Here is a 19,903-nt window from a genome sequence, read left to right as displayed (position 1 = left end):
CTAGTGCAGAGTTAGTACAGATGCCAAGCTCCTGATGGCCTGCCGGTGCACCGGCAGGCCCGGGGCTTCGAGGATCGAGCTGAATCCCTGGAGCGGGGCGCGTGGTGCATCGGGAGTGAGTAAATAAGCGCACCGGCTGGCGGGCCGGGACTGGGATGCTTGCGGGCGTTACACTCCGGCGTCGCCAATATGCCCGGCAGCCGAAGCATCGAGCACGCGTTCCACGAATGCCGTGTATTCCTCCATGTAGTGGCCTAGGAACTTCTTGGTGTCCGGATTCAGGATTTCTCCCTCCGGCCCGAAATCTTCTTCCCGGTACTGCAGGTAGACCTCGGGGGAGTTCAATTGCGGAGCATCCAGGAAGCTGAGCACGCTGCGCATATTCGATTGCATTACGGCGGTGCCGATGGCGCCCGGAGAAGCGCCGAGCAGTCCGGTGGGCTTGCGAGCGAAAGAATTGGTGCCCCAGGGCCGCGATCCCCAATCGATGGCATTCTTCAACGCGCCGGGAATGGAGCGGTTGTACTCCGGGGCAATGAACAGCAAACCGTCCGAGGATTCGATGGCTTGTTTCAGTGCCGTGCCTTCGGCAGGGTAATCCTCATCAAAATCCGGGCTGTAGAGTGGGAGGTCCTTGATTGGGATTTCCTTGAATGACAGGTTATGCGGTGCCAAGCCGATCAGGGCCTTGGCCACGGTGCGGTTAATGGATTTGGAGGACAGCGAACCGACAAAATAACCGATGTTGTAAGTCATGATCCAACCACAGCACCATTGCCGGTCTGGAGAAAGAGCTTTAGGCGTTTTCCCAGTTATTTCGAATGCGCCCCGCGCACCTGCTGCGCCAGCTGATGGGAGCCGAAAGCGGAGAAATCGGCTGCGCCCGGAGGACCCCAGATGGTGAGTACGCGCAGGTCGGTGCCTCCGGTATTGCGCAGGTCGTGATCCACCCCGGCATCAGCGATCACGCTGTCGCCGGGGCCAAGGTCGTAGGTGCGCGCGCCCAGGCGCATCCGCGCTTGCCCTTCGAGCACCTGGTAGAACTCCTGCAGTGCGCCTTCGCCATCGTGGCGGTGGAAGCCTTCGAAGCCTCCCGGGGCTATCACCCAAGTCTGGATCGCTACCGGCATTCCGGTGTGCCCGGCGAAGTGGTGGCTGACCCGCATAGCCGAGCCTTCATGCATCCGGTAATCGAAAGCGAATTGGTCGCGTGCTTCAAAGGGTTCCATGCCTAGGCTTCCTGCTGGTAGCCCAACCGGGTGCTGATGCGCCGGGCTGCGGTGCGGGTGCTGGAGCATATCTGCTCCAGCTCATCGGCGCCGATGCGGTAGAACGGGGCTGCGGTCATCGCGCAGGCAACAAGTTCTCCGCGGTGATCGAGAATTCCGGCAGCCACTCCGACTTCTTCTTTTGAAGTCTCGCCGTAGTTCACTGCGTATCCGCGTTCGCGGACGAATTCCAGCCTCGCTAGGTACTCTTCGGTTGCCATGCCCTGCAGGTCGATCTCGCTGTTGGCCAGCAGCTGCGCGCAGCGTTGCGGGTCTTCATTGGCAAGGAACACCTGGACGGTGGCGCTGAGCCCCGAACGGTAGCGGGAGCCCATGACCGAAGTGTGCTTGACCAGGTGAGTTGAAGGCAGCTGCTCCACGGATACCGATTCGCTGCCATCCCAGATGTTCAGCACAGCGGTCTCGCCGGTAGCTTCACGCAGGTCTCCTAGAATCGGGTAGGCCACCTGGCGTACGTCCAAGTTGGCCAAGAGCGGGCCGGCGATGGCAATCAGGCCCACACCCAAGCGGTACTTGCGGGTTTCTTCATCCCGTTCCACCACGTGTTCCTGCTCCAAGGTGGCCAGAATGCGCGAGACGCTGGACTTGTGCAGGCCAACTTGCTCGGCGATGTCGGTAACCCCGACGACCGGATTCTGTACGGTGAAGCATCGAAGCACATCGAGTACGTTGACGATGACCGAGGTGCCTCTGGTTTCACTGCGTGTTTCCGTCATATCCCCTCCTGAGTTGCTACTATCCTACGGGTCAGCCCAGGGGTTTGCGGCTGGTTTCCACCGAGCAGGCCACAGCAACCAGCGAAATCACCGCTGCGCCCATCAAATACCAGCCCGGTGCGAGTACGTTGCCGCTGGACGCGATGAGCAGTGTGGCGACGAACGGTGCAGTGCCACCGAATAGTGCATTGGACACGTTGAACGACACCGCGAAACCGGAGTAGCGGACCTTGGTGGGGAACATTTCAGCCAGGTAGCTGGGCAGCGTGCCGTCATTGAGCGTCAGCATGGCCCCGACCAGGATCTGCACCAGCACGATGACCAGGAAGCTGCCGGAGTCCAAGGCCATGAAGGCCGGGACCGTGAGCAGTACGAACAGCACCGAGGCAGTGATCAGCACGCGCTTGCGTCCGAAGCGATCCGAGAGCATGCCGGTGATGAAGATGAATCCGACGTAAGTCAGCAGCGCAACGGTCGTTGCCAGGAAGGACCGCGTCGCGTCCAGGCCGAGTTCCTCTGACAGGTAGGTCGGCATGTAGGACAGGATGACGTAGAAGCCAACTGCGTTCAGAAGCACCGCGCCGGCTGCCTGGATGAGCTGGCGCCAATGGTTCTTGAACAATGAACCGACCGGAGATCCTTCTGGCGCGGCTGCCGCGGATGCTTCCAGGAAGGCAGGCGAGTCTTCGAGCTTGGTACGGATGTAGCGTCCAATCAATCCCAATGGGGCGGCCAGCAAGAACGGAATGCGCCAGCCCCAGCTTTCCAAGGCTTCTGTGGAGAGCAAGCCGGTCAGTCCAGCAGCCATCAACGAGCCGACCAGCAGACCTGTGGCGGTGCTGGCGGGGACCACCGCAGCGTACAGGCCGCGGCGGTGAGGTGGGGCGTACTCGACGAGGAAAGCCGAAGCTCCAGCGTATTCGCCGGCGGCGGAGAAGCCCTGGACCAGACGCAGCGCCAGCAGCAATATGGGTGCGCCGAAGCCGATGGACGCGTAGCCGGGCAACAGCGCGATGCAGAAGGTGGCACCGGTCATCAGCAAAATCGACCAGGACAGTGCTTCGCGTCGGCCGATCTTGTCGCCCAGGTGTCCCCAGATGAATCCGCCGACCGGGCGGACAAGGAAAGAAAGGGCAAAGACGCCGAAGGTCATCAGCAAGGCGGCCTGCGGATCTTCGCGGGGGAAGAACACCGCTGCGATGGTCACGGCCAGGTAGCCGTAGGCCGCGTAGTCGAACCACTCCACGAAGTTGCCGACGAAGCTGGCCGCAATGACCTTGCGCCTGGTCTTCGCATCTACGACGCGCGGCGCGGTTGAGCTTGCGGCGCGTGGCGCAGCGAGGTTCGCGGGGGACTGGTTGGAATTGCTCATGGGGTTATACCGCCTCTTGAAGGCAACGGCGCTGGCCATCTATGGCTTCTATGCCGCTGGGATGATCATTGGTTCCGAGCGCCCGGCCTGCGGTACTCGGTTATTGACGCAGCCCCCGTACTTGCTGCGTGTCACGTGGTTAACCACTCGTGGGGCAGGGTATTGGGCCCTGCCCCACGGTGATCGGTTGCGCTTACGCGTCGATGATGTTGTTCTCCGGGCCGAAGCCGAACTTGGTGATGTTCTCGACTCCGCCATCCTCGCCGATCACGAGGATGTCGTGCTCGCGGTAGCCGCCGGCACCTGGCTCGCCATCGGCGACGGTGATCATTGGCTCCATCGAAACGACCATGCCCGGCTCCAAGACGGTGTCGATGTCTTCGCGCAGTTCCAGGCCTGCTTCGCGGCCGTAGTAGTGCGAGAGGACGCCGAAGGAGTGGCCGTAGCCGAAGGTGCGGTTCGGCAGCAAGTTGTGCGAGATGAAGATTTCGTTCAGCTCCGCGGCGATGTCCTTGCAGACTGCGCCCGGCTTGATCAGTTCCAGACCCCGCTTGTGGACCTCGACGTTGACGTTCCACAGTTCCAAGCTGCGTGCATCTGGCTCACCGAGGAACAAGGTGCGCTCCAGCGCGGTGTAGTAGCCCGAGGTCATCGGGAAGCAGTTCAGCGAGAGGATGTCCCCGCGCTGGAGCTTGCGGGTGGTGGCCCAGTTGTGGGCGCCGTCGGTGTTGATCCCGGACTGGAACCAGACCCAGGTGTCGCGCACTTCGCGGTGCGGGAAGGTCTTGGCGATTTCGTGCACCATGGCTTCGGTGCCGATCAACGCTACTTCGTATTCGCTGATGCCTTCGCGGATCGCTGCCTTGATGGCTTCGCCGCCCAGGTCGCCGATGCGTGCACCGTGCTTGATGACCTCGATTTCCTCGGCGGACTTGATCATGCGCTGGCGCATGGCATCCTGGGAGACATCTACCAGTGCGGCACCGTCGAAGGCGGCGGCGATCTTCTCGCGGGTCAGGCCCGGCAGGAAGTCGTCTTCCACGCCGATGCGCGAGGCCTTCACTCCATCGCGCTTGAGTGCTTCCTGCAGGCCGTAGAAGAAGTTGTCGCGCTTCCAGTCGGTGTACACGATGTTCTCGCCGTAGCTGGTGCGCCATGGCATGCCGGCGTCGATGTTCGCGGTGACGGTGGTGGAGTTGGTCTGGGTGACCACCAGCGCGTAGTTGCGGCCGAAGGTGGTGTACAGGAAGTCCGAGTAGTACTTGATGCCGTGGTAGCTGGTCAGGATGACTGCGTCCAGGGACTTGGCTGCCATGATCTGGCGCAGGCCGGCCAGGCGGCGCTCGAACTCCGCATCCGAGAAGGTCAGCTGCTGCTTGGATCCGTTGTGCAGGGTCTTCAGGCGGGCCAGTTCGGAAACGTTCGTGGCGATGTTGGCGGTAGTCATGGTTGTGGCTCCTTGTAAGAAATCAAGTGTCAAGGCAGGCCGGCCCAATCAGATGGATTGCGAGGATTCATGGGAATCGCCGGAGAGGAAAGTTACGTGTTGCGCTCTCTGCAACGCCGTTGCAATTAGACTATGTGTGCTCTGCGTCACTGTCAAGGGAGAATCCAAAAACTTTTCACTTTTACCGGAAAACTCCAATTGACTTGGTGGTATGCAATACAGGTGCGGAGATGATGAAGGCCGCGCAACTGGATATGACCAGTTGCGCGGCCTTCATGCTCGATGCTTCCCAGAGCCTAGTTGTGGCTTCCCTGGTCCGGCTCCGTCTTGCGGATGGCGCCTTCTCCACTGGGATCCGGAACGAAGACGAGGTTCGGGTCCGGATTATTGATGTCCTTCTCCAGCTGCTTGATGGCCTTATCGCGCTTGAGCAGCCGGCGGATGAGGTTGATGATCATCAAGATGATCACGAACGAGAACGGGAAGGCCCCGATGATGGTACCGGTTTGCACGGTATCCACCACCGCGGTTCCGCCCATGGTCAGCAGCACAGTGGTCACGGTGGCCACCGAGAGCACCAGGACCACGCGGAAGACCGGGCCGGACTTGCCTGGCGCCGAGACGAACTCGCTCAGTGCATAGATGCCCGAATCCAGCGAGGTGACGTAGTAGGTGGCCACCAGGATGGTGGAGGCCACCAACAGGATCGTGCCAACCACCGGCAGCGAATCAAGCATCACGAACAAGCCCGAAGAGGTGTCTTCGGCCACCGCGGCGCTGACGCCGCGATCGGTCTGGTCATCGTAGTAGATGGCGGCGGAGCCGATGACGGCAACCCAGACCATCACGATCAGCGAAGGGATGATGGTCACGCCCAGCACGAATTCGCGAATGGTGCGGCCTCGGGAGATGCGTGCGATGAAGCCGGCCACGAATGGCGAGAAGGCGATAACCCAGCACCAGATGAAGACCGTCCACCAGCCATTCCAAGAATCCTGCCAGCTGTCCAAAGTCGTGGCCGCCAGGCCGGAATCGGTCCACAGGCTCATATTCGCGAAGTTCGTGAAGAAGCTGCCGAAAGTCTGGGACATGTTCGAGATGATGTACAGCGACGGTCCGAAGATCAGCACCGCGGCAACCAGTGCGATACTCAAGATCGAGTTCAGCCCGCTGATGCGGGCCATGCCCTTGTTGATGCCGACAATCGCGGAGATCGAGGTGATGCCGGCGAAGATCAAGATAACCATCAGCCACATCATCGGGCTGGCAGTCAGGCCAGTAAAGGAAGTCAGACCCGAAGAGAACTGCATGGCGGCGAAGCCGAAGGAGGTGGCCAGGCCGAGCACGGTAGCGATGATGGCCAGCAGTTCAACAATCACGCCGGCGCCGCGGCGGGACCAGCGGGGCAGGATGTCCACGGTGGCTTCGCGGAAGGTCAAGGTCTTGCCCAGATTGTGGTGCGAGTAGGCCAGGCAGACGGCTACGGCGCAGTACATGGCCCAGGCGGTCAGGCCCCAGTGGAAGTAGGTCCAGACGATGGCACCTTCTTCTCCGCCGCCGCCCGGCATTGCCGGAATGACCGGGTTTTCATCGCGCAGCATGATCGGTTCGGCCACGGACCAGAAGATCAACCCGATGCCCTGGCCGCAAGCGAAGAGCATGGAGTACCAGGCGAACTTGCTGTGCTGAGGTTTGGCATTCGGACCGCCCAAGCGGATCTTGCCCACCCGGCTCATCGAGAGCCAGATGCACACCACGACGGTGAAGACCGAGTACAAGATGAAGAGCCAAGTGAATTTCCCGGTGACGAAGGTGCGCATTTCAGAAATGGCAGCCGAGGCGGCTTCGGGATTCGAGAGCACCCAAATCATCACGGCGACAATCAGTACCGGCGGGATTACCCGGATCAGCAGGCGATCAATCGGAGGGATATGCCGTCCCATGAAGCGTGGAACTTCAACTTGCTGTGGGGAGGAGTCTGAAGGCTTGGATGCTTTCAAGGACTTTTTCCTGTCTTGGGATGTTGAATTATCCACCGACATGTTAATTCACCTCTATATTTATATCGCCAAGAAGCAGCTCGCCTTTGAGCGCTTGGGCAACTTGGTCTGTGACGGTTTCGAACAGTAGTTGGCCGCGTTCGGCGGTTGCTCCCTTGGCGGATGACAAGCAGCCGCTGTCCGGGGTGCGCGCGGGGTCTTCGGGGAAGATGTCGTAGGCGGTGAGCTTGGCTGGCGGGTGGTCGATGACCCGGTCCATGTCCACCAGCTGCGGGTGCAGCAGGAGCATGAGCGAGGTTTCCAGGATGCCGCCGTGCTCGATATCCCAGCCGAGGAATCCGTCGGGGAAGACCTTGGCCAGGGTGTTCTCGTCGACGAAGTCCCAGTATGAAAGCAGGATGGCGCGGGCGGTGGAACCGGCGGTGCGCGTTTTGGCCACGGCGTTATCTACACCCTCGTAGAGGAACTGGTAATTCTCGAAGTGCCCGTTGAGCAGCACCACGTTGTCGAATCCCTGGGAGATGAATGAAGCGACGACATCTTCGACCATCAGGCTCAGCGATGTGCCTCCCAGGCTCGTCGTGCCTACGCGGTGGTTGCCGCCGCCCGAGCGCGGCTGCGACTTGTAGCCGTAGCAAAGAGCTGGAGCAACCAGCGCGCCGGTGAGCTGGGCGACAGCTTCTGCGATGGAGCGGGAAAGCATGGCGTCGACGCCCAATGGCATGTGCGGTCCATGCTGTTCGGTTGCGCCCGCAGGAATGATGATGGTGGATCCGGTACGCGCTACGTGCTCGGCGTAGGTCTGGGCATCGAGTTCGTCAATGAATACTGAGTGCATGGATTTCTCCTGGACCCGTGGGCCCTTGAGGCCGCAGGCGGGGATGATTCTGTATCGGAATACAGTTGCAAGATCTGCAACACTGTTGCAGTGAATCATTTCAGTGGCTTACATCACAGTCAATACCCGTGGTGAAAAACTTTCGAATGGCCGAGCTGCGGGCACTCGTAACGGTGCTTCAGACTGAGGAATCCAGCCTGAGGAATCAGCGGTTTAGCGTGACGGCGACCCGAAAAAACTTCTGTTCAAGCGCGTAGCGCCCTCGTGGCTGGCTGGATTCCGCGGCGGCGCCCCTGTTTTATGCGGGTGGAGTCGCTGGCTGGCGGGGTTCCGCGAGACAAAGTGAAACAGTGGGCAATGGGCGAGCTGCTCCATGTTGTTCATTGGCCAGCTCGGCGCACAGCAGAGCGACTAGAGGACGGCGCGAACCGACTTCTCGAAATGCACGATATGTTCCAGGGCCAGTTGACGCGCTACTGGCGCATCCCCGTCCAGAATGGCCTGCAAGAGCGAGACATGCTCGGCGATATGCTCGTCCACGCTGGGCAGTCGATCCAGTGCCATGCACCAGATGCGCGTGGCCAGGTTATCCAAGCGGATTAGTGTCTCTTCTAAGTGGTGGTTGCCGGCGGCCTGGTAGATCAGCCGGTGCACTTCGAGGTCATTTTCCATCAGGGTGCGGCGCAGATTCTCTCCGGAGAGCTGGCTGACTGCTTCCAAGGTGGCTTCGATGCCGGCGCGGGCAGCGCCTCCGCGCAGGGTTGCGGCCTTAGCCGCTGCCAGTGGTTCAAGTACCTGGCGGACCTCGGTGATATCAGCTAATTCGGTGATATCCACGCGGGTGGCGAAGGTGCCGCGGCGCGGGTAGGACTGCACCAGATGGTCTACTTCAAGGCGCTTGAGTGCTTCGCGCAGGGGAGTGCGTCCCACTCCTAAGTCATCGACTAGTCCGGCTTCGTTGATCGGGTCGCCGGGGGCGATGTCCATCATGATCAGCCGGTCTCGCAGCACCTGGTAGGCGCGTTCGGCCATGGACTCGGTGCCTGCTGCAAGCTGCGTCGTGGTTGTCATCCCGCCTCCAATTTCCTTGCTCCATTCTGCACGATTGTTACGCGCTGAAGTAATTTCAGGTAACCCATTGACTGGGCTGTGATTTCCATCATACAGTGAGTTGCAGATTGATATATCAGTTGTCGACAATTCATACATTTAGGGATGGGTAATGGCACACGCTACGACTCTTGCTGCAGATTCTCTGACTGCAGACCTCGCACACCTCGACCCGGAGGTGGCGCAGCGTATCGACGCTGAGCTGGCTCGCCAGCAGCGCGGTCTGGAAATGATCGCGTCGGAGAACCACACCGCGCAGGCAGTGATGCAGGCGCAGGGTTCGGTACTGACCAACAAGTACGCCGAGGGGTACCCGGGCCGCCGTTACTACGGCGGGTGCGAAGAGGTTGACGTGATTGAGACGTTGGCTATTGAGCGCATCAAGGAATTGTTCGGTGCGAAGTTCGCTAATGTGCAGCCTCACTCCGGTGCTCAGGCTAATGCGTCGGTGTACCACGCGTTGGTCCGCCCGGGCGATACCGTGCTGGGTTTGAACCTGGCTCATGGTGGTCACTTGACCCATGGCATGAAGCTGAACTTCTCGGGCCGCTTGTTCAACATCGTTCCTTACGGTGTGGACGAGGAAACTTATGAAGTGGACATGGACGAGGTGGAGCGCCTTGCTGTGGAGAACCAGCCGAAGATGATTGTTGCTGGCTGGTCGGCGTACCCACGCCAGTTGGACTTCAAGCGTTTCCGCGAGATTGCTGACAAGGTCGGCGCGTACTTGTTCGTGGATATGGCTCACTTCGCTGGCCTGGTGGCTGCGGGGTTGCATCCGTCGCCGGTGCCTCATGCGCATGTGGTGACGTCGACTACGCATAAGACTCTTGCTGGTCCTCGTGGCGGCATTATCCTCTCGAATGATGCTGAGATTGCGAAGAAGCTGAATTCTGCGGTGTTCCCTGGTCAGCAGGGTGGTCCGTTGGAGCATGTGATTGCTGGTAAGGCTGTGGCTTTCAAGATTGCTGCATCCCAGGAGTTCAAGGAGCGCCAGGCGCGTACTTTGGCTGGGGCGAAGATTCTTGCTGAGCGTTTGACCCGGGCTGATGTGTCGGCTCAGGGCATTAGCGTTCTGACTGGTGGCACTGATGTGCATTTGGTGCTCGTTGATCTGCGTGAGTCGGAGCTTGATGGGCAGCAGGCTGAGGATTTGTTGGCTCAGGTGGAGATTACGGTGAATCGTAATTCGGTGCCGTTTGATCCTCGTCCGCCGATGGTGACTTCGGGTTTGCGTATTGGTACTCCTGCGTTGGCTACTCGTGGTTTCTCTGAGGCTGCGTTTGCTGAGGTTGCGGAGATCATTGCGCAGACGTTGATCGCCGGCGCCCAAGGCAACACCGAAAAACTTCCCGAACTCAAACAGCGCGTACTGGACCTGGCCCAGGCCCATCCGCTCTACCCGAACCTGAAGAAGATTGGAGAATAGCCATGGCTGATCTGCTGCCTGAGCACCCAGAATTCCTCTGGGCAAACCCGGAACCGAAGAAATCCTATGACGCCATCATCGTTGGCGGCGGCGGCCACGGCCTGGCCACCGCATACTTCCTGGCCAAGAACCACGGCATCACCAACGTCGCCGTCTTGGAAAAGGGCTGGCTGGCCGGTGGAAATATGGCCCGCAACACCACCATCATCCGCTCGAACTACCTCTGGGATGAGTCGGCCGGCATCTACGAAAAGTCGCTGAAGCTGTGGGAACAGCTGCCCGAGGACCTGGAATACGACTTCCTGTTCTCCCAGCGCGGCGTGCTGAACCTGGCCCACACCCTGGGAGATGTGCGCGAATCCGTGCGCCGCGTCGAAGCGAACAAGCTCAACGGCGTGGACGCCGAATGGCTGGACCCATCCCAGGTCAAGGAAGCCTGCCCGATCATCAATACCTCCGACGACATCCGCTACCCGGTCATGGGCGCCACCTGGCAGCCACGCGCCGGCATCGCCAAGCACGATCACGTAGCCTGGGCCTTCGCCCGCAAGGCCAACGAAATGGGCGTGGACATCATCCAGAACTGCGAAGTCACCGGCTTCATCAAGGATGGCGAGAAGGTCACCGGCGTGAAGACCACCCGCGGCACCATCCATGCCGGGAAGGTTGCGCTGGCCGGCGCAGGCCACTCCTCGGTGCTGGCAGAAATGGCCGGCTTCGAACTGCCGATCCAGTCCCACCCGCTGCAGGCTCTGGTTTCGGAACTCTTCGAACCGGTGCACCCGACAGTGGTCATGTCCAACCACATCCACGTCTACGTCTCCCAGGCCCACAAGGGTGAGCTGGTCATGGGCGCGGGCATCGACAGCTACAACGGCTACGGCCAGCGCGGTGCCTTCCACGTCATCCAGGAGCAGATGGCCGCGGCCGTGGAACTGTTCCCGATCTTCGCCCGGGCGCACGTGCTGCGCACCTGGGGCGGCATCGTGGACACCACCATGGACGCCTCGCCGATCATCTCCAAGACCCCGATCCAGAACCTGTACGTGAACTGCGGCTGGGGCACCGGCGGATTCAAGGGCACCCCGGGCGCCGGCTTCACCCTGGCGCACACCATCGCGAACGACGAGCCGCACGAGCTGAACAAGCCGTTCAGCCTCGAACGCTTCGAAACCGGCCACCTGATCGACGAACACGGCGCTGCCGCCGTCGCACACTAGGAGCAACCACCATGATGCTGATTGATTGCCCGAACTGCGGGCCACGAAATGAAAATGAATTCAAGTACGGGGGGGAAGCCCACGTGGCCTACCCCGCAGATCCCCACGCGCTGAGCGACAAGCAATGGTCCCGCTACCTGTTCTACCGCCAGAACAAGAAGGGCATCTTCGCCGAACGCTGGGTCCACGCCGCAGGCTGCCGCAAGTGGTTCAACGCCCTGCGCGACACCGTCACCTATGAATTCAAGGCCATCTACCCAGCCGGCGCACCACGTCCGGAAATCCACAGCGCCGAAGGAGGCACCCGATGAGCAAGCCACAACGCCTGAGCGCCGAGCAGAGCTCCCGCGCTCGCATCAACCGCGAGGAAGCACTTTCCCTCACCGTTGACGGGGCCAAGCTTTCCGCCTTCCGCGGCGACACCGTAGCCAGCGCACTGCTGGCCAATGGGGTGCGCAGGGCCGGCAACTCCCTGTACCTGGACCGCCCGCGCGGCATCCTCGCCGCCGGAGTGGAAGAGCCCAACGCGCTGGTTACCGTCAGTGCCCGCCACGAGCAGGACATCGATGAGTCGATGCTGCCAGCGACCACCGTCCCGGTCACCGAAGACTTGAACGCCACCTTGCTTTCGGGCCTGGGCGTACTGGATCCGACCAAGGATCCGGCCTACTACGACCACGTCCACGTGCACACCGATGTGCTTGTGGTCGGCGCCGGCCCGGCAGGCCTGGCCGCGGCCCGCGAAGCCTCGCGTTCCGGAGCCCGGGTGATGCTGCTCGATGAGCGCGCAGAAGCCGGAGGCACCTTGCTGGATACCGCCGGCGAGCAGATCGATGGCATGGACAGCAGCGCGTGGATCGAGCAGGTCACCAGCGAGCTGGCTGAAGCCGAGGAGACCACCCACCTGCAGCGCACCACCGTGTTCGGCTCCTACGATGCGAACTACCTGATCGCCGCGCAGCGCCGCACCGTGCACCTGGATGGCCCATCCGGCCCCGGCGTCTCCCGCGAACGCATCTGGCACATCCGTGCCAAGCAGGTAGTCCTGGCCACCGGCGCCCACGAACGTCCGATCGTCTTCGAGAACAACGACCGCCCGGGCATCATGCTCGCCGGCGCGGTGCGCAGCTATCTGAACCGCTACGGCGTACGTGCCGGAGCGAGGATCGCGGTAGCCACCACCAACGACTCGGCCTACGAGCTGGTGCGTGAACTGGCCGCCACCGGCGGAGTTGTTGCGGTAATCGATGCCCGCTCAAGCATTTCGGCCGCCGCCGCACAGGCTGTGGCTGACGGGGTCCAGGTCATCTCGGGCTCCGTAGTGGTGGACACCGAAGCCGATGAAAACGGCGAACTGTCGGCCATCGTGGTAGCAGAGCTCGATGAAGCACGCGAGCTGGGGGAAACCCAGCGCTTCGAAGCAGACGTGCTGGCCGTGGCCGGCGGCTTCAACCCGGTAGTGCACCTGCACTCCCAGCGCCAGGGCAAGCTGGATTGGGACACCACCATCCACGCCTTCGTCCCAGCCGATGCCGTGGCCAACCAGCACCTGGCCGGTGCGATGGCCGGACGCCTTGATACCGCCAGCGCCCTGTCCACCGGCGCAGCTACCGGCGCCGCGGCAGCTACTGCCGCCGGCTTCGCCACCGTGGCCCGCACCCCGCAGGCCTTGGAAACCGCACTGGGCGAAACCCGGCCGGTCTGGCTGGTGCCATCGGTCAGCGGCGATGACGCAGTGAACTACAAGTTCCACTTCGTTGACCTGCAGCGCGACCAAACCGTAGCCGACGTATTGCGCGCCACCGGCGCCGGCATGAAGTCGGTGGAGCACATCAAGCGGTACACCTCGATCTCCACGGCCAATGACCAGGGCAAGACCTCGGGCGTGGCAGCGATCGGCGTGATCGCCGCGGTACTGGGCATCGAGAACCCGGCGGTAATCGGCACCACCACCTTCCGCGCACCGTACACCCCGGTAGCCTTCGCGGCCCTGGCCGGACGCAACCGCGGAGACCAGCTGGACCCGGCACGCATCACCGCAATGCACTCCTGGCACCTGTCCCACGGCGCCGAATTCGAAGACGTCGGACAGTGGAAGCGCCCGTGGTACTACCCGCAGGCTGGGGAAACCATGGACCAGGCCGTCTACCGAGAATCCAAGGCCGTACGCGACTCGGTGGGCATGCTCGACGCCACCACGCTGGGCAAGATCGAGATCCGCGGCAAGGACGCGGCAGAGTTCCTGAACCGCATCTACACCAACGGCTACACCAAGCTCAAGGTGGGCATGGGACGCTACGGAGTGATGTGCAAGGCCGACGGCATGATCTTCGATGACGGCGTGACCCTGCGCCTGGCCGAAGACCGCTTCTTGCTGCACACCACCACCGGCGGCGCCGCCGACGTGCTGGACTGGCTGGAGGAATGGCTGCAGACCGAATGGCCGGACCTCGACGTCACCTGCACCTCGGTAACCGAGCAGCTGGCCACCGTAGCCGTGGTGGGACCGCGTTCGCGCGATGTCATCGCCAAGCTGGCCTCCACTGTGGACGTGTCCAACGAGGGCTTCAAGTTCATGGCCTTCAAGGACGTGGCGCTGGACTCCGGAATCGAAGCGCGCATCAGCCGCATTTCCTTCTCCGGCGAACTCGCCTTCGAAATCGCGGTCCCTGCCTGGCACGGGCTGCGCGTCTGGGAAGATGTGTACGCCGCCGGCGAGGAATTCAACATCACCCCGTACGGCACCGAAACCATGCACGTGCTGCGTGCCGAAAAGGGCTTCATCATCGTCGGCCAAGACACCGACGGTACGGTGACCCCGCAGGATGCCGGCATGGAATGGGTTGTTTCCAAGCTCAAGGACTTCATCGGCAACCGCTCCTACTCCCGGGCCGATAACGCCCGCGAGGACCGCAAACAGCTGGTCTCGGTACTGCCGGTGGACAAGTCCCTGCGATTGCCAGAAGGCGCCGCGCTGGTGGCCTCGGATGCTCTGGCAAGCGAAGGCATCACCCCGATGGAAGGCTGGGTCACCAGCTCCTACGATTCGCCGAATCTGGGCCGCACCTTCGGCCTGGCGCTGATCAAGAACGGGCGCAACCGCATCGGTGAAGTGCTCAAGACCCCGGTCGGCGACCAGCTGGTCGACGTCGTAGTCTCCGAAACCGTCCTCTATGACCCGGAAGGAAGCCGTCGAGATGGCTAACAACACCTTGATTGAAACCCCGCTGCGCCATTCACCAGCAGAACACCTGGATACGGTCATGGACGCAGCCAGCGTAGCCGGACGTGTGGAACTGCGCGAAATCGCGTTCACCACCCAGATCTCGCTGCGTTGCGCACCGGGCACGCAGGCCCATGCGGCATTGGCCGCGGCCACCGGCGCAGGCTTGCCAGCGAAGGTGGGCGAAGTTGCCGGCGAGGCACAAGGCACCGCGGTGCTATGGCTGGCTCCGGATGAATTCCTGGCCACCAGCGCGGAGAACACCGAACTGGGTGGCGTGCTCAGCGCGGCGCTGGGCGATGCACCGGGACAGGTCATTGACCTCTCGGCTAACCGCAGCGTGCTGGAACTGACCGGACCGGATGCGCCGCTGGTGCTGCGCAAGAGCTGCCCGGCGGATCTGCACCCGCGTGCCTTTGCAGTGAACCAGGCGATTGTCACCTCGGTGGCGAACATCCCGGTATTGCTGTGGCGTACCGGCGAGCAGGCCTGGCGGATCATGCCTCGCGCATCGTTCACCGAGCACACCGTGCATTGGCTGGTTGATGCCATGTCCGAGTTCGCCTCGGAAGCAGTGATCTAGCCCAGCTTCGCTAGAGCACCTTGAGCACAGTTCCGGCCCCGCCCTGATCTTTGGGGCGGGGCCGGAACTGGCCAAGAATGCAAAGGCAGGCTAAGCAATATTCTGTCCAGTTCATGGTGGTAGGCCGCATACTCCGGCACCGTGCTACATAGGCCGTCCACTCACAGAAAAGAAGGACTCATGAGCGAGCAAATCCGTCACGTCTTGACCCTGCAATGCCCCGAAGGAATGGGGATCGTGAATGCGGTCACCGGATTCCTGGTTAAGCATGAACGCACCATCGTGGAACTCAAGCAGTTCGACGACGTGAGCGCCGGACGCTTGTTCCTGCGCGTGGAATTCTCTGGGGAGGCCGAAGAGAATCTGCTGGCTGAGCTGCGCGAGGAATTCACCGCCATCGCCGCCAAATTCGAGATGGACTGGCAGCTGCGCGAACGCGGGCAGAAGACCAGGGTACTGATCATGGTCTCCAAGTACGACCACTGCCTCAATGACCTGCTTTTTCGCTCGCGCACCGGCGAACTGCCCATCGAGATCGTTGCGGTGGCCTCGAATCACGAAGACAGCCGCGACCTGGTCCAGTGGCATGGCATCGAATACCACCACATCCCGATCAGCAAGGAAACCAAACCGCAGGCCGAAGCGAAGCTGCTGGAACTGATTTCCCAGACCGGCGCCGAATTGGTAGTCCTGGCCCGCTACATGCAAGTTCTCTCAGACCATCTGGCCACGGAGCTGACCGGCAAGACCATAAACATCCACCACTCGTTCCTGCCCTCCTTCAAGGGCGCCAAGCCGTACCACCAGGCTTGGGAGCGCGGCGTGAAGACCGTGGGCGCGACCGCCCACTACGTGAACTCCGAGCTGGATGAAGGGCCGATCATCGCCCAGCAGGTCGTGGAAGTGGACCACACCTTCGGGCCATCGGAGCTGATCGCCGCCGGACGCGACTCCGAATGCAGGGCGCTGTCCAACGCGGTGCGCTGGCACTGCGAAGGCCGAGTCTTCCTCTACGGAAACCGCACGGTCATCCTGCGCTAGGCATCATCATCCAAGGCCCGGTATTGCTGCTGGGCATCAACCGATTCCACCGCCGATAAGCCGCGCAGCTTCTCGGCAACCTCCTCGCTGCCCTCGCCAATCACCTGGCCGAGGGCGGCGAGCACCTGCTTAACCTGCAATCCGCAGGACTGCAGTTCGCTGACCACCGGTTCCAGCGGGTGCTGGGTGGAAATGGTGATGACATAGACGTGCACCTCGGCGCCGGACATGCCGCTACGCTTCCTGTGAGGCCGGGGCCTGGACCAGCCCGGCTCCGGCATCCATGGCCGGCAGGGAGACATCTCGGGAAGTTGCCACCAGCTTGTCCCACAGCTGCTGGGAGCGCAGGCCGGTGGATTCGGCCAGCAGCGCTGCCACGCCGGCCACATGCGGGGTGGCCATGGACGTTCCGCTGATGGTGTTGTACCGCTTGGCGCCGGGCCACGAAGAGTAGATGCCAACGCCTGGGCCTGCAATATCCACCTCGCCGCCCTCGGTGTCCAACGCCTGGGCCGAGAAGTCCGCCACGGCCAGCTTCGAGTCCAAAGCCGCTACAGCCATGATGTACGGGCTGTTGGCCGGTGCGCCGACGAATCCCGGGTTCCCGGCAGAGCGCTGTGCATTATTTCCGGCGGCCGCCACGATCAAGGAGCCCAGCTCCAAGGCGCGGCGTCCGGCAGTGACATAGGGCGGGTGCACAGTTCTCACATCAGCACCCAGCGACATGGAGATGACCTCGCACTTGTTTTCCAGTGCCCAGTTGATGCCGGCCAGGATCGTGGAGTCCGAACCTGAGCCATCGGCGCCCAGCACCTTTCCAGCGAAGATATTGGCTTCCGAGGCGACCCCGTAGCCCGGACCCTGCTGCGGTTCGCGCGGACCGCAGGCGCTGCCGATGCAGTGGGTGCCATGTCCATGGCCGTCAGTGGCGTCCTCGCCTGCGACAAAGGACTTGGCGGTCACCGTGCGGCCTGCGAAGTCCGGATGCGCACTGTCAAAACCGGTATCCAAGACGGCCACGTTGATGCCCTTGCCGGTGCAGCCCGAAAGCGAAGCGCCTACGGCCTGCAGGCCCCAGGTGAGTTGGCCGGTGTCCGCATAGGAGTCCGTAGCGGCCGGGGCGTCGGGCAGGATCCGGTAGACCAGCTCGGGTACCACCGAGGCTGGCAGCTTGTGCCCGGCGCAGCGCTGGCGGAAGTCCTCAAGCTGGTCAGCCGAGCTGGTGACCACAGCGATGCCCAGCATCGGGAAGTACTCGGTACTGGAATAGCCCTGTTCAGCCAGCAGCTGCGGAAGTTCTGATTCGCGCTGGGCTGCTGCGATGCCCGGGGCTCCGGATTCCTGCCGGTCGAAGACCAAGACGTAGCGGTTGGGAATTTCGGCGACGGCTGCTTGACGGGTCTGGTTGCTGTACATGACGGGGCTCCTTGCTGGTTCCGAGAGGCTTTCATGCCAAGGCCTACGAGGTACCTCGCACTGTACCCGGCGGCATGGACAAACTGCCATGCCTGGCAACAAGCACCTATGCAGCGCACAGCAACCGCGGCGCACTGCCCGGCGATGCCCGACTGGCAGAAAGAAGGCACTATTCTTCGCTGGCCACTTGATTCTTCGCGGCGAAAGAACAAGGGTGGAAGTCCTAGGGCATTTCTCTGAGTGAAGGAGCCTGGACCATGACGAAGAACATTGACGAAGTTGAACCTCCCGAAGCAGATAATGGGCAGCACGCAGATGCTGTGCTGGAAGCATCCCCGCATACCGCGCCGATCCCGGTGCACATGCACATTGCCGAGGACGACACCGACGAGCAGATCACCGCGAAGCTGCGCCGGCAGGGCGTGCGCCTAGGCAAGGGCGGGATCGCCCCTGCGGTCTTCTGGCCGGCGCTGCTGGTGATCCTGGCTGTGGCGGTCTTCGCGATCCTCGCGCCCAACGCGGCGGACACGACTTTCAACGCCGTGCAGAACTGGATCGTAGCCAACCTGGGCTGGTACTACATGCTGATCATCGGCGGCTTTGTGGCGCTGGTGATCGCCATCGGCTTCTCCAAGCTCGGGCGGATCACCTTAGGCAATGACGGAGAGAAACCCGAATTCGGCTTGTTCAGCTGGTTCGCGATGCTCTTCGCCGCCGGCATGGGCATTGGCCTGGTCTTCTACGGGGTCGGCGAACCTCTGACGTACGCCACCGTGGATCCGAAGCCGGGTTGGGAAGGCAGCGAATCGGAGCTGGCCGGACTGGCCATGGCGCAGACCTTCATCCACTGGGGCCTGCACCCGTGGGCCATCTACGCGGTGATCGGCTTGGCTTTGGCCTACGCGATCCACCGCCGCGGCCGCCCGGTGTCCATCCGCTGGGCGCTGGAACCGATCCTGGGGGACCGGGTCAAGGGCTGGCTGGGAGATGTGATTGATGTACTGGCCATCTTCGGCACGGTGTTCGGCGTGGCCACCTCGCTGGGCTTGGGCGTGCAGCAGATCAGCTCGGGCATGAAAGCGATCGGACTGGTCGGTTCGGTGGATAACACGCTGCTGGTCATCCTGATCGTGGTCATCACGTTCCTGGCCACCATGAGCGTGGTCAGCGGTCTGGGCGCCGGGATCAAGTGGCTGTCGAACATCAACCTGTCCATGGCCGGCCTGCTGATGATCAGCGTGCTGCTGCTGGGCCCGACTCTGTTCCTGTTCCAGAATTTCGTGCAGTCCTTGGGCGTGTACCTGGCCAACTTCATGAACATGACCTTCGACGTGGGCGCCTTCCAGCAGGGTGAGGAATCGGCCACCTGGTTCTCCAGCTGGACGGTCTTCTACTGGGGCTGGTGGATCGCCTGGGCACCGTTCGTGGGCATCTTCATTGCCCGCATTTCGCGCGGGCGTACCGTGCGCCAGTTCGTCACCGGCGTGCTGCTGGTGCCGACCATAGTCGGTTTCCTCTGGTTCTCGGTCATGGGCGGCTCGGGACTGTTCCGCCAGTTCTTCGGCGCTGGGGACATGGTCCAGGACGGGGCGGTCTCCGCGGAGGGCTCGCTGTTCCAGGTGCTTGAAGCCTTGCCGCTGGGTTCGATCCTGTCGGTGGTGGCGATCTTGCTGGTCGCGATCTTCTTCATCACCTCCTCGGACTCCGGCTCGCTGGTGGTCGACATGCTCGCCTCCGGCGGGCACCCGAACCCGCCAACCTGGTCCAGGGTGCTGTGGGCGGTACTCGAAGGCGTGCTGGCCGCTGCCTTGCTGGTGGCCGGCGGGCTGAAGACGCTGCAGGCCGGTTCGCTGGCCACGGCCTTGCCATTCAGCATCATCATGATCATGATGTCGGTGGCCACGATCAAGGGGTTGCGCCATGAAAGCCGGGCCTTGGAAGTCATCGAGCAGAAGCGCCGGCTGGCGCGGGTCACCGAGCACGTCTCCGATGAGCTGTGGGGCGCCTTGGACGAGCAGCCCGAACTGCGCCGCTACGTCGATGACCGTATCGACTACCGGGTCTCGCGCACGCGCGGGATCTTCGGCAAGCGCGTGGAATCAGAAGCAAAATCCCGGCACGTGAAGCCAAGTGACGACTAGGTCCGGGACCTGACCCCCGCTGCCTTGCCAAGCAGGGCATCGGGGTGTGAGGATCAAGGTGACAAGCACTATCCACTG

General features: G+C 62.2%; 17 protein-coding genes. 7 read left to right on the top strand and 10 right to left on the bottom strand.

The features are described 5' to 3' along the window. Positions 1 to 168 precede the first annotated feature (168 nt). The 8 genes from AARI_RS14625 to AARI_RS14590 all read right to left on the bottom strand — a co-directional run bounded on the left by AARI_RS14625 (position 169) and on the right by AARI_RS14590 (position 8,733). Positions 169 to 756 carry an NADPH-dependent FMN reductase gene (locus AARI_RS14625; protein WP_013350054.1) on the bottom strand — a complete coding sequence of 196 codons (588 nt, stop codon included), beginning with the start codon at positions 754 to 756 and terminating at the stop codon, positions 169 to 171. A gap of 56 nt (positions 757 to 812) precedes the next feature. Next, positions 813 to 1,229, bottom strand: coding sequence for a cupin domain-containing protein (locus AARI_RS14620; protein WP_013350053.1), 417 nt, complete (start codon positions 1,227 to 1,229; stop codon positions 813 to 815). A 2-nt stretch (positions 1,230 to 1,231) separates the two neighbouring features. Beyond that, positions 1,232 to 2,005: an IclR family transcriptional regulator gene (locus AARI_RS14615; RefSeq protein WP_013350052.1), complete on the bottom strand. Its 774-nt coding sequence runs from the start codon at positions 2,003 to 2,005 to the stop codon at positions 1,232 to 1,234. A gap of 31 nt (positions 2,006 to 2,036) precedes the next feature. Beyond that, positions 2,037 to 3,377, bottom strand: coding sequence for an MFS transporter (locus tag AARI_RS14610; RefSeq protein ID WP_013350051.1), 1,341 nt, complete (start codon positions 3,375 to 3,377; stop codon positions 2,037 to 2,039). Between the two features lie 193 nt (positions 3,378 to 3,570). After that, positions 3,571 to 4,824, bottom strand: coding sequence for a M24 family metallopeptidase (locus AARI_RS14605; RefSeq protein ID WP_013350050.1), 1,254 nt, complete (start codon positions 4,822 to 4,824; stop codon positions 3,571 to 3,573). Between the two features lie 296 nt (positions 4,825 to 5,120). After that, entirely contained in the window at positions 5,121 to 6,767 is a 1,647-nt protein-coding gene (locus tag AARI_RS14600) for a BCCT family transporter (protein ID WP_049862747.1), read from the bottom strand. 100 nt (positions 6,768 to 6,867) lie between these two features. Next, the gene (locus AARI_RS14595; protein ID WP_013350048.1) at positions 6,868 to 7,662 is read right to left on the bottom strand and encodes a creatininase; all 795 of its coding nucleotides are present in this window, start codon (positions 7,660 to 7,662) and stop codon (positions 6,868 to 6,870) included. A 411-nt stretch (positions 7,663 to 8,073) separates the two neighbouring features. Next, positions 8,074 to 8,733 (bottom strand): GntR family transcriptional regulator, encoded by a 660-nt coding sequence (locus AARI_RS14590; protein WP_013350047.1) that lies wholly within the window; start codon positions 8,731 to 8,733, stop codon positions 8,074 to 8,076. A gap of 151 nt (positions 8,734 to 8,884) precedes the next feature. On the opposite strand from AARI_RS14590, the gene glyA reads away from it, so the two are divergent. From glyA to purU, 6 genes are all read left to right on the top strand, one after another. After that, positions 8,885 to 10,201: a serine hydroxymethyltransferase gene (gene glyA, locus AARI_RS14585; protein ID WP_013350046.1), complete on the top strand. Its 1,317-nt coding sequence runs from the start codon at positions 8,885 to 8,887 to the stop codon at positions 10,199 to 10,201. Between the two features lie 2 nt (positions 10,202 to 10,203). Then, entirely contained in the window at positions 10,204 to 11,421 is a 1,218-nt protein-coding gene (locus tag AARI_RS14580; protein WP_013350045.1) for a sarcosine oxidase subunit beta family protein, read from the top strand. Positions 11,422 to 11,432: 11 nt separating this feature from the next. Further along, a complete protein-coding gene (locus AARI_RS14575) occupies positions 11,433 to 11,732 on the top strand; it encodes a sarcosine oxidase subunit delta (protein WP_013350044.1) in 300 nt (99 codons plus the stop codon). Then, on the top strand, positions 11,729 to 14,626 hold the full coding sequence (locus AARI_RS14570; RefSeq protein WP_013350043.1) for a sarcosine oxidase subunit alpha family protein: 2,898 nt from the start codon (positions 11,729 to 11,731) through the stop codon (positions 14,624 to 14,626). Before AARI_RS14575 ends, AARI_RS14570 begins: the two co-directional genes overlap by 4 nt. After that, a complete protein-coding gene (locus AARI_RS14565; RefSeq protein ID WP_013350042.1) occupies positions 14,619 to 15,227 on the top strand; it encodes a sarcosine oxidase subunit gamma in 609 nt (202 codons plus the stop codon). Before AARI_RS14570 ends, AARI_RS14565 begins: the two co-directional genes overlap by 8 nt. Positions 15,228 to 15,407: 180 nt before the next feature. Beyond that, positions 15,408 to 16,268, top strand: coding sequence for a formyltetrahydrofolate deformylase (gene purU, locus AARI_RS14560; protein ID WP_013350041.1), 861 nt, complete (start codon positions 15,408 to 15,410; stop codon positions 16,266 to 16,268). Here purU and AARI_RS14555 read toward each other — a convergent pair. Further along, positions 16,265 to 16,498, bottom strand: coding sequence for a hypothetical protein (locus AARI_RS14555; protein WP_013350040.1), 234 nt, complete (start codon positions 16,496 to 16,498; stop codon positions 16,265 to 16,267). The two genes, purU and AARI_RS14555, sit on opposite strands and share 4 nt — an antisense overlap. A 4-nt stretch (positions 16,499 to 16,502) precedes the next feature. After that, positions 16,503 to 17,684, bottom strand: coding sequence for a S8 family serine peptidase (locus AARI_RS14550; RefSeq protein WP_013350039.1), 1,182 nt, complete (start codon positions 17,682 to 17,684; stop codon positions 16,503 to 16,505). 257 nt (positions 17,685 to 17,941) lie between these two features. On the opposite strand from AARI_RS14550, the gene AARI_RS14545 reads away from it, so the two are divergent. After that, a complete protein-coding gene (locus tag AARI_RS14545) occupies positions 17,942 to 19,825 on the top strand; it encodes a BCCT family transporter (protein ID WP_013350038.1) in 1,884 nt (627 codons plus the stop codon). The last annotated feature ends 78 nt before the right edge of the window (positions 19,826 to 19,903 follow it).

This window comes from Glutamicibacter arilaitensis Re117, assembly GCF_000197735.1.
GTDB classification, from domain to species: domain Bacteria; phylum Actinomycetota; class Actinomycetes; order Actinomycetales; family Micrococcaceae; genus Glutamicibacter; species Glutamicibacter arilaitensis.
Note: the sequence above shows the minus strand (reverse complement) of the source record. Positions and strands in the feature narration are given on the sequence as shown.

Excerpts from the sequence above, each read along its gene's own strand:
- AARI_RS14625 (WP_013350054.1), bottom strand. The coding sequence starts at position 756 with ATGACTTACAACATCGGTTATTTTGTCGGTTCGCTGTCCTCCAAATCC.
- AARI_RS14620 (WP_013350053.1), bottom strand. The coding sequence starts at position 1,229 with ATGGAACCCTTTGAAGCACGCGACCAATTCGCTTTCGATTACCGGATG.
- AARI_RS14615 (WP_013350052.1), bottom strand. The coding sequence starts at position 2,005 with ATGACGGAAACACGCAGTGAAACCAGAGGCACCTCGGTCATCGTCAAC.
- AARI_RS14610 (WP_013350051.1), bottom strand. The coding sequence starts at position 3,377 with ATGAGCAATTCCAACCAGTCCCCCGCGAACCTCGCTGCGCCACGCGCC.
- AARI_RS14605 (WP_013350050.1), bottom strand. The coding sequence starts at position 4,824 with ATGACTACCGCCAACATCGCCACGAACGTTTCCGAACTGGCCCGCCTG.
- AARI_RS14600 (WP_049862747.1), bottom strand. The coding sequence starts at position 6,767 with ATGGGACGGCATATCCCTCCGATTGATCGCCTGCTGATCCGGGTAATC.
- AARI_RS14595 (WP_013350048.1), bottom strand. The coding sequence starts at position 7,662 with ATGCACTCAGTATTCATTGACGAACTCGATGCCCAGACCTACGCCGAG.
- AARI_RS14590 (WP_013350047.1), bottom strand. The coding sequence starts at position 8,733 with ATGACAACCACGACGCAGCTTGCAGCAGGCACCGAGTCCATGGCCGAA.
- glyA (WP_013350046.1), top strand. The coding sequence starts at position 8,885 with ATGGCACACGCTACGACTCTTGCTGCAGATTCTCTGACTGCAGACCTC.
- AARI_RS14580 (WP_013350045.1), top strand. The coding sequence starts at position 10,204 with ATGGCTGATCTGCTGCCTGAGCACCCAGAATTCCTCTGGGCAAACCCG.
- AARI_RS14575 (WP_013350044.1), top strand. The coding sequence starts at position 11,433 with ATGATGCTGATTGATTGCCCGAACTGCGGGCCACGAAATGAAAATGAA.
- AARI_RS14570 (WP_013350043.1), top strand. The coding sequence starts at position 11,729 with ATGAGCAAGCCACAACGCCTGAGCGCCGAGCAGAGCTCCCGCGCTCGC.
- AARI_RS14565 (WP_013350042.1), top strand. The coding sequence starts at position 14,619 with ATGGCTAACAACACCTTGATTGAAACCCCGCTGCGCCATTCACCAGCA.
- purU (WP_013350041.1), top strand. The coding sequence starts at position 15,408 with ATGAGCGAGCAAATCCGTCACGTCTTGACCCTGCAATGCCCCGAAGGA.
- AARI_RS14555 (WP_013350040.1), bottom strand. The coding sequence starts at position 16,498 with ATGTCCGGCGCCGAGGTGCACGTCTATGTCATCACCATTTCCACCCAG.
- AARI_RS14550 (WP_013350039.1), bottom strand. The coding sequence starts at position 17,684 with ATGTACAGCAACCAGACCCGTCAAGCAGCCGTCGCCGAAATTCCCAAC.
- AARI_RS14545 (WP_013350038.1), top strand. The coding sequence starts at position 17,942 with ATGACGAAGAACATTGACGAAGTTGAACCTCCCGAAGCAGATAATGGG.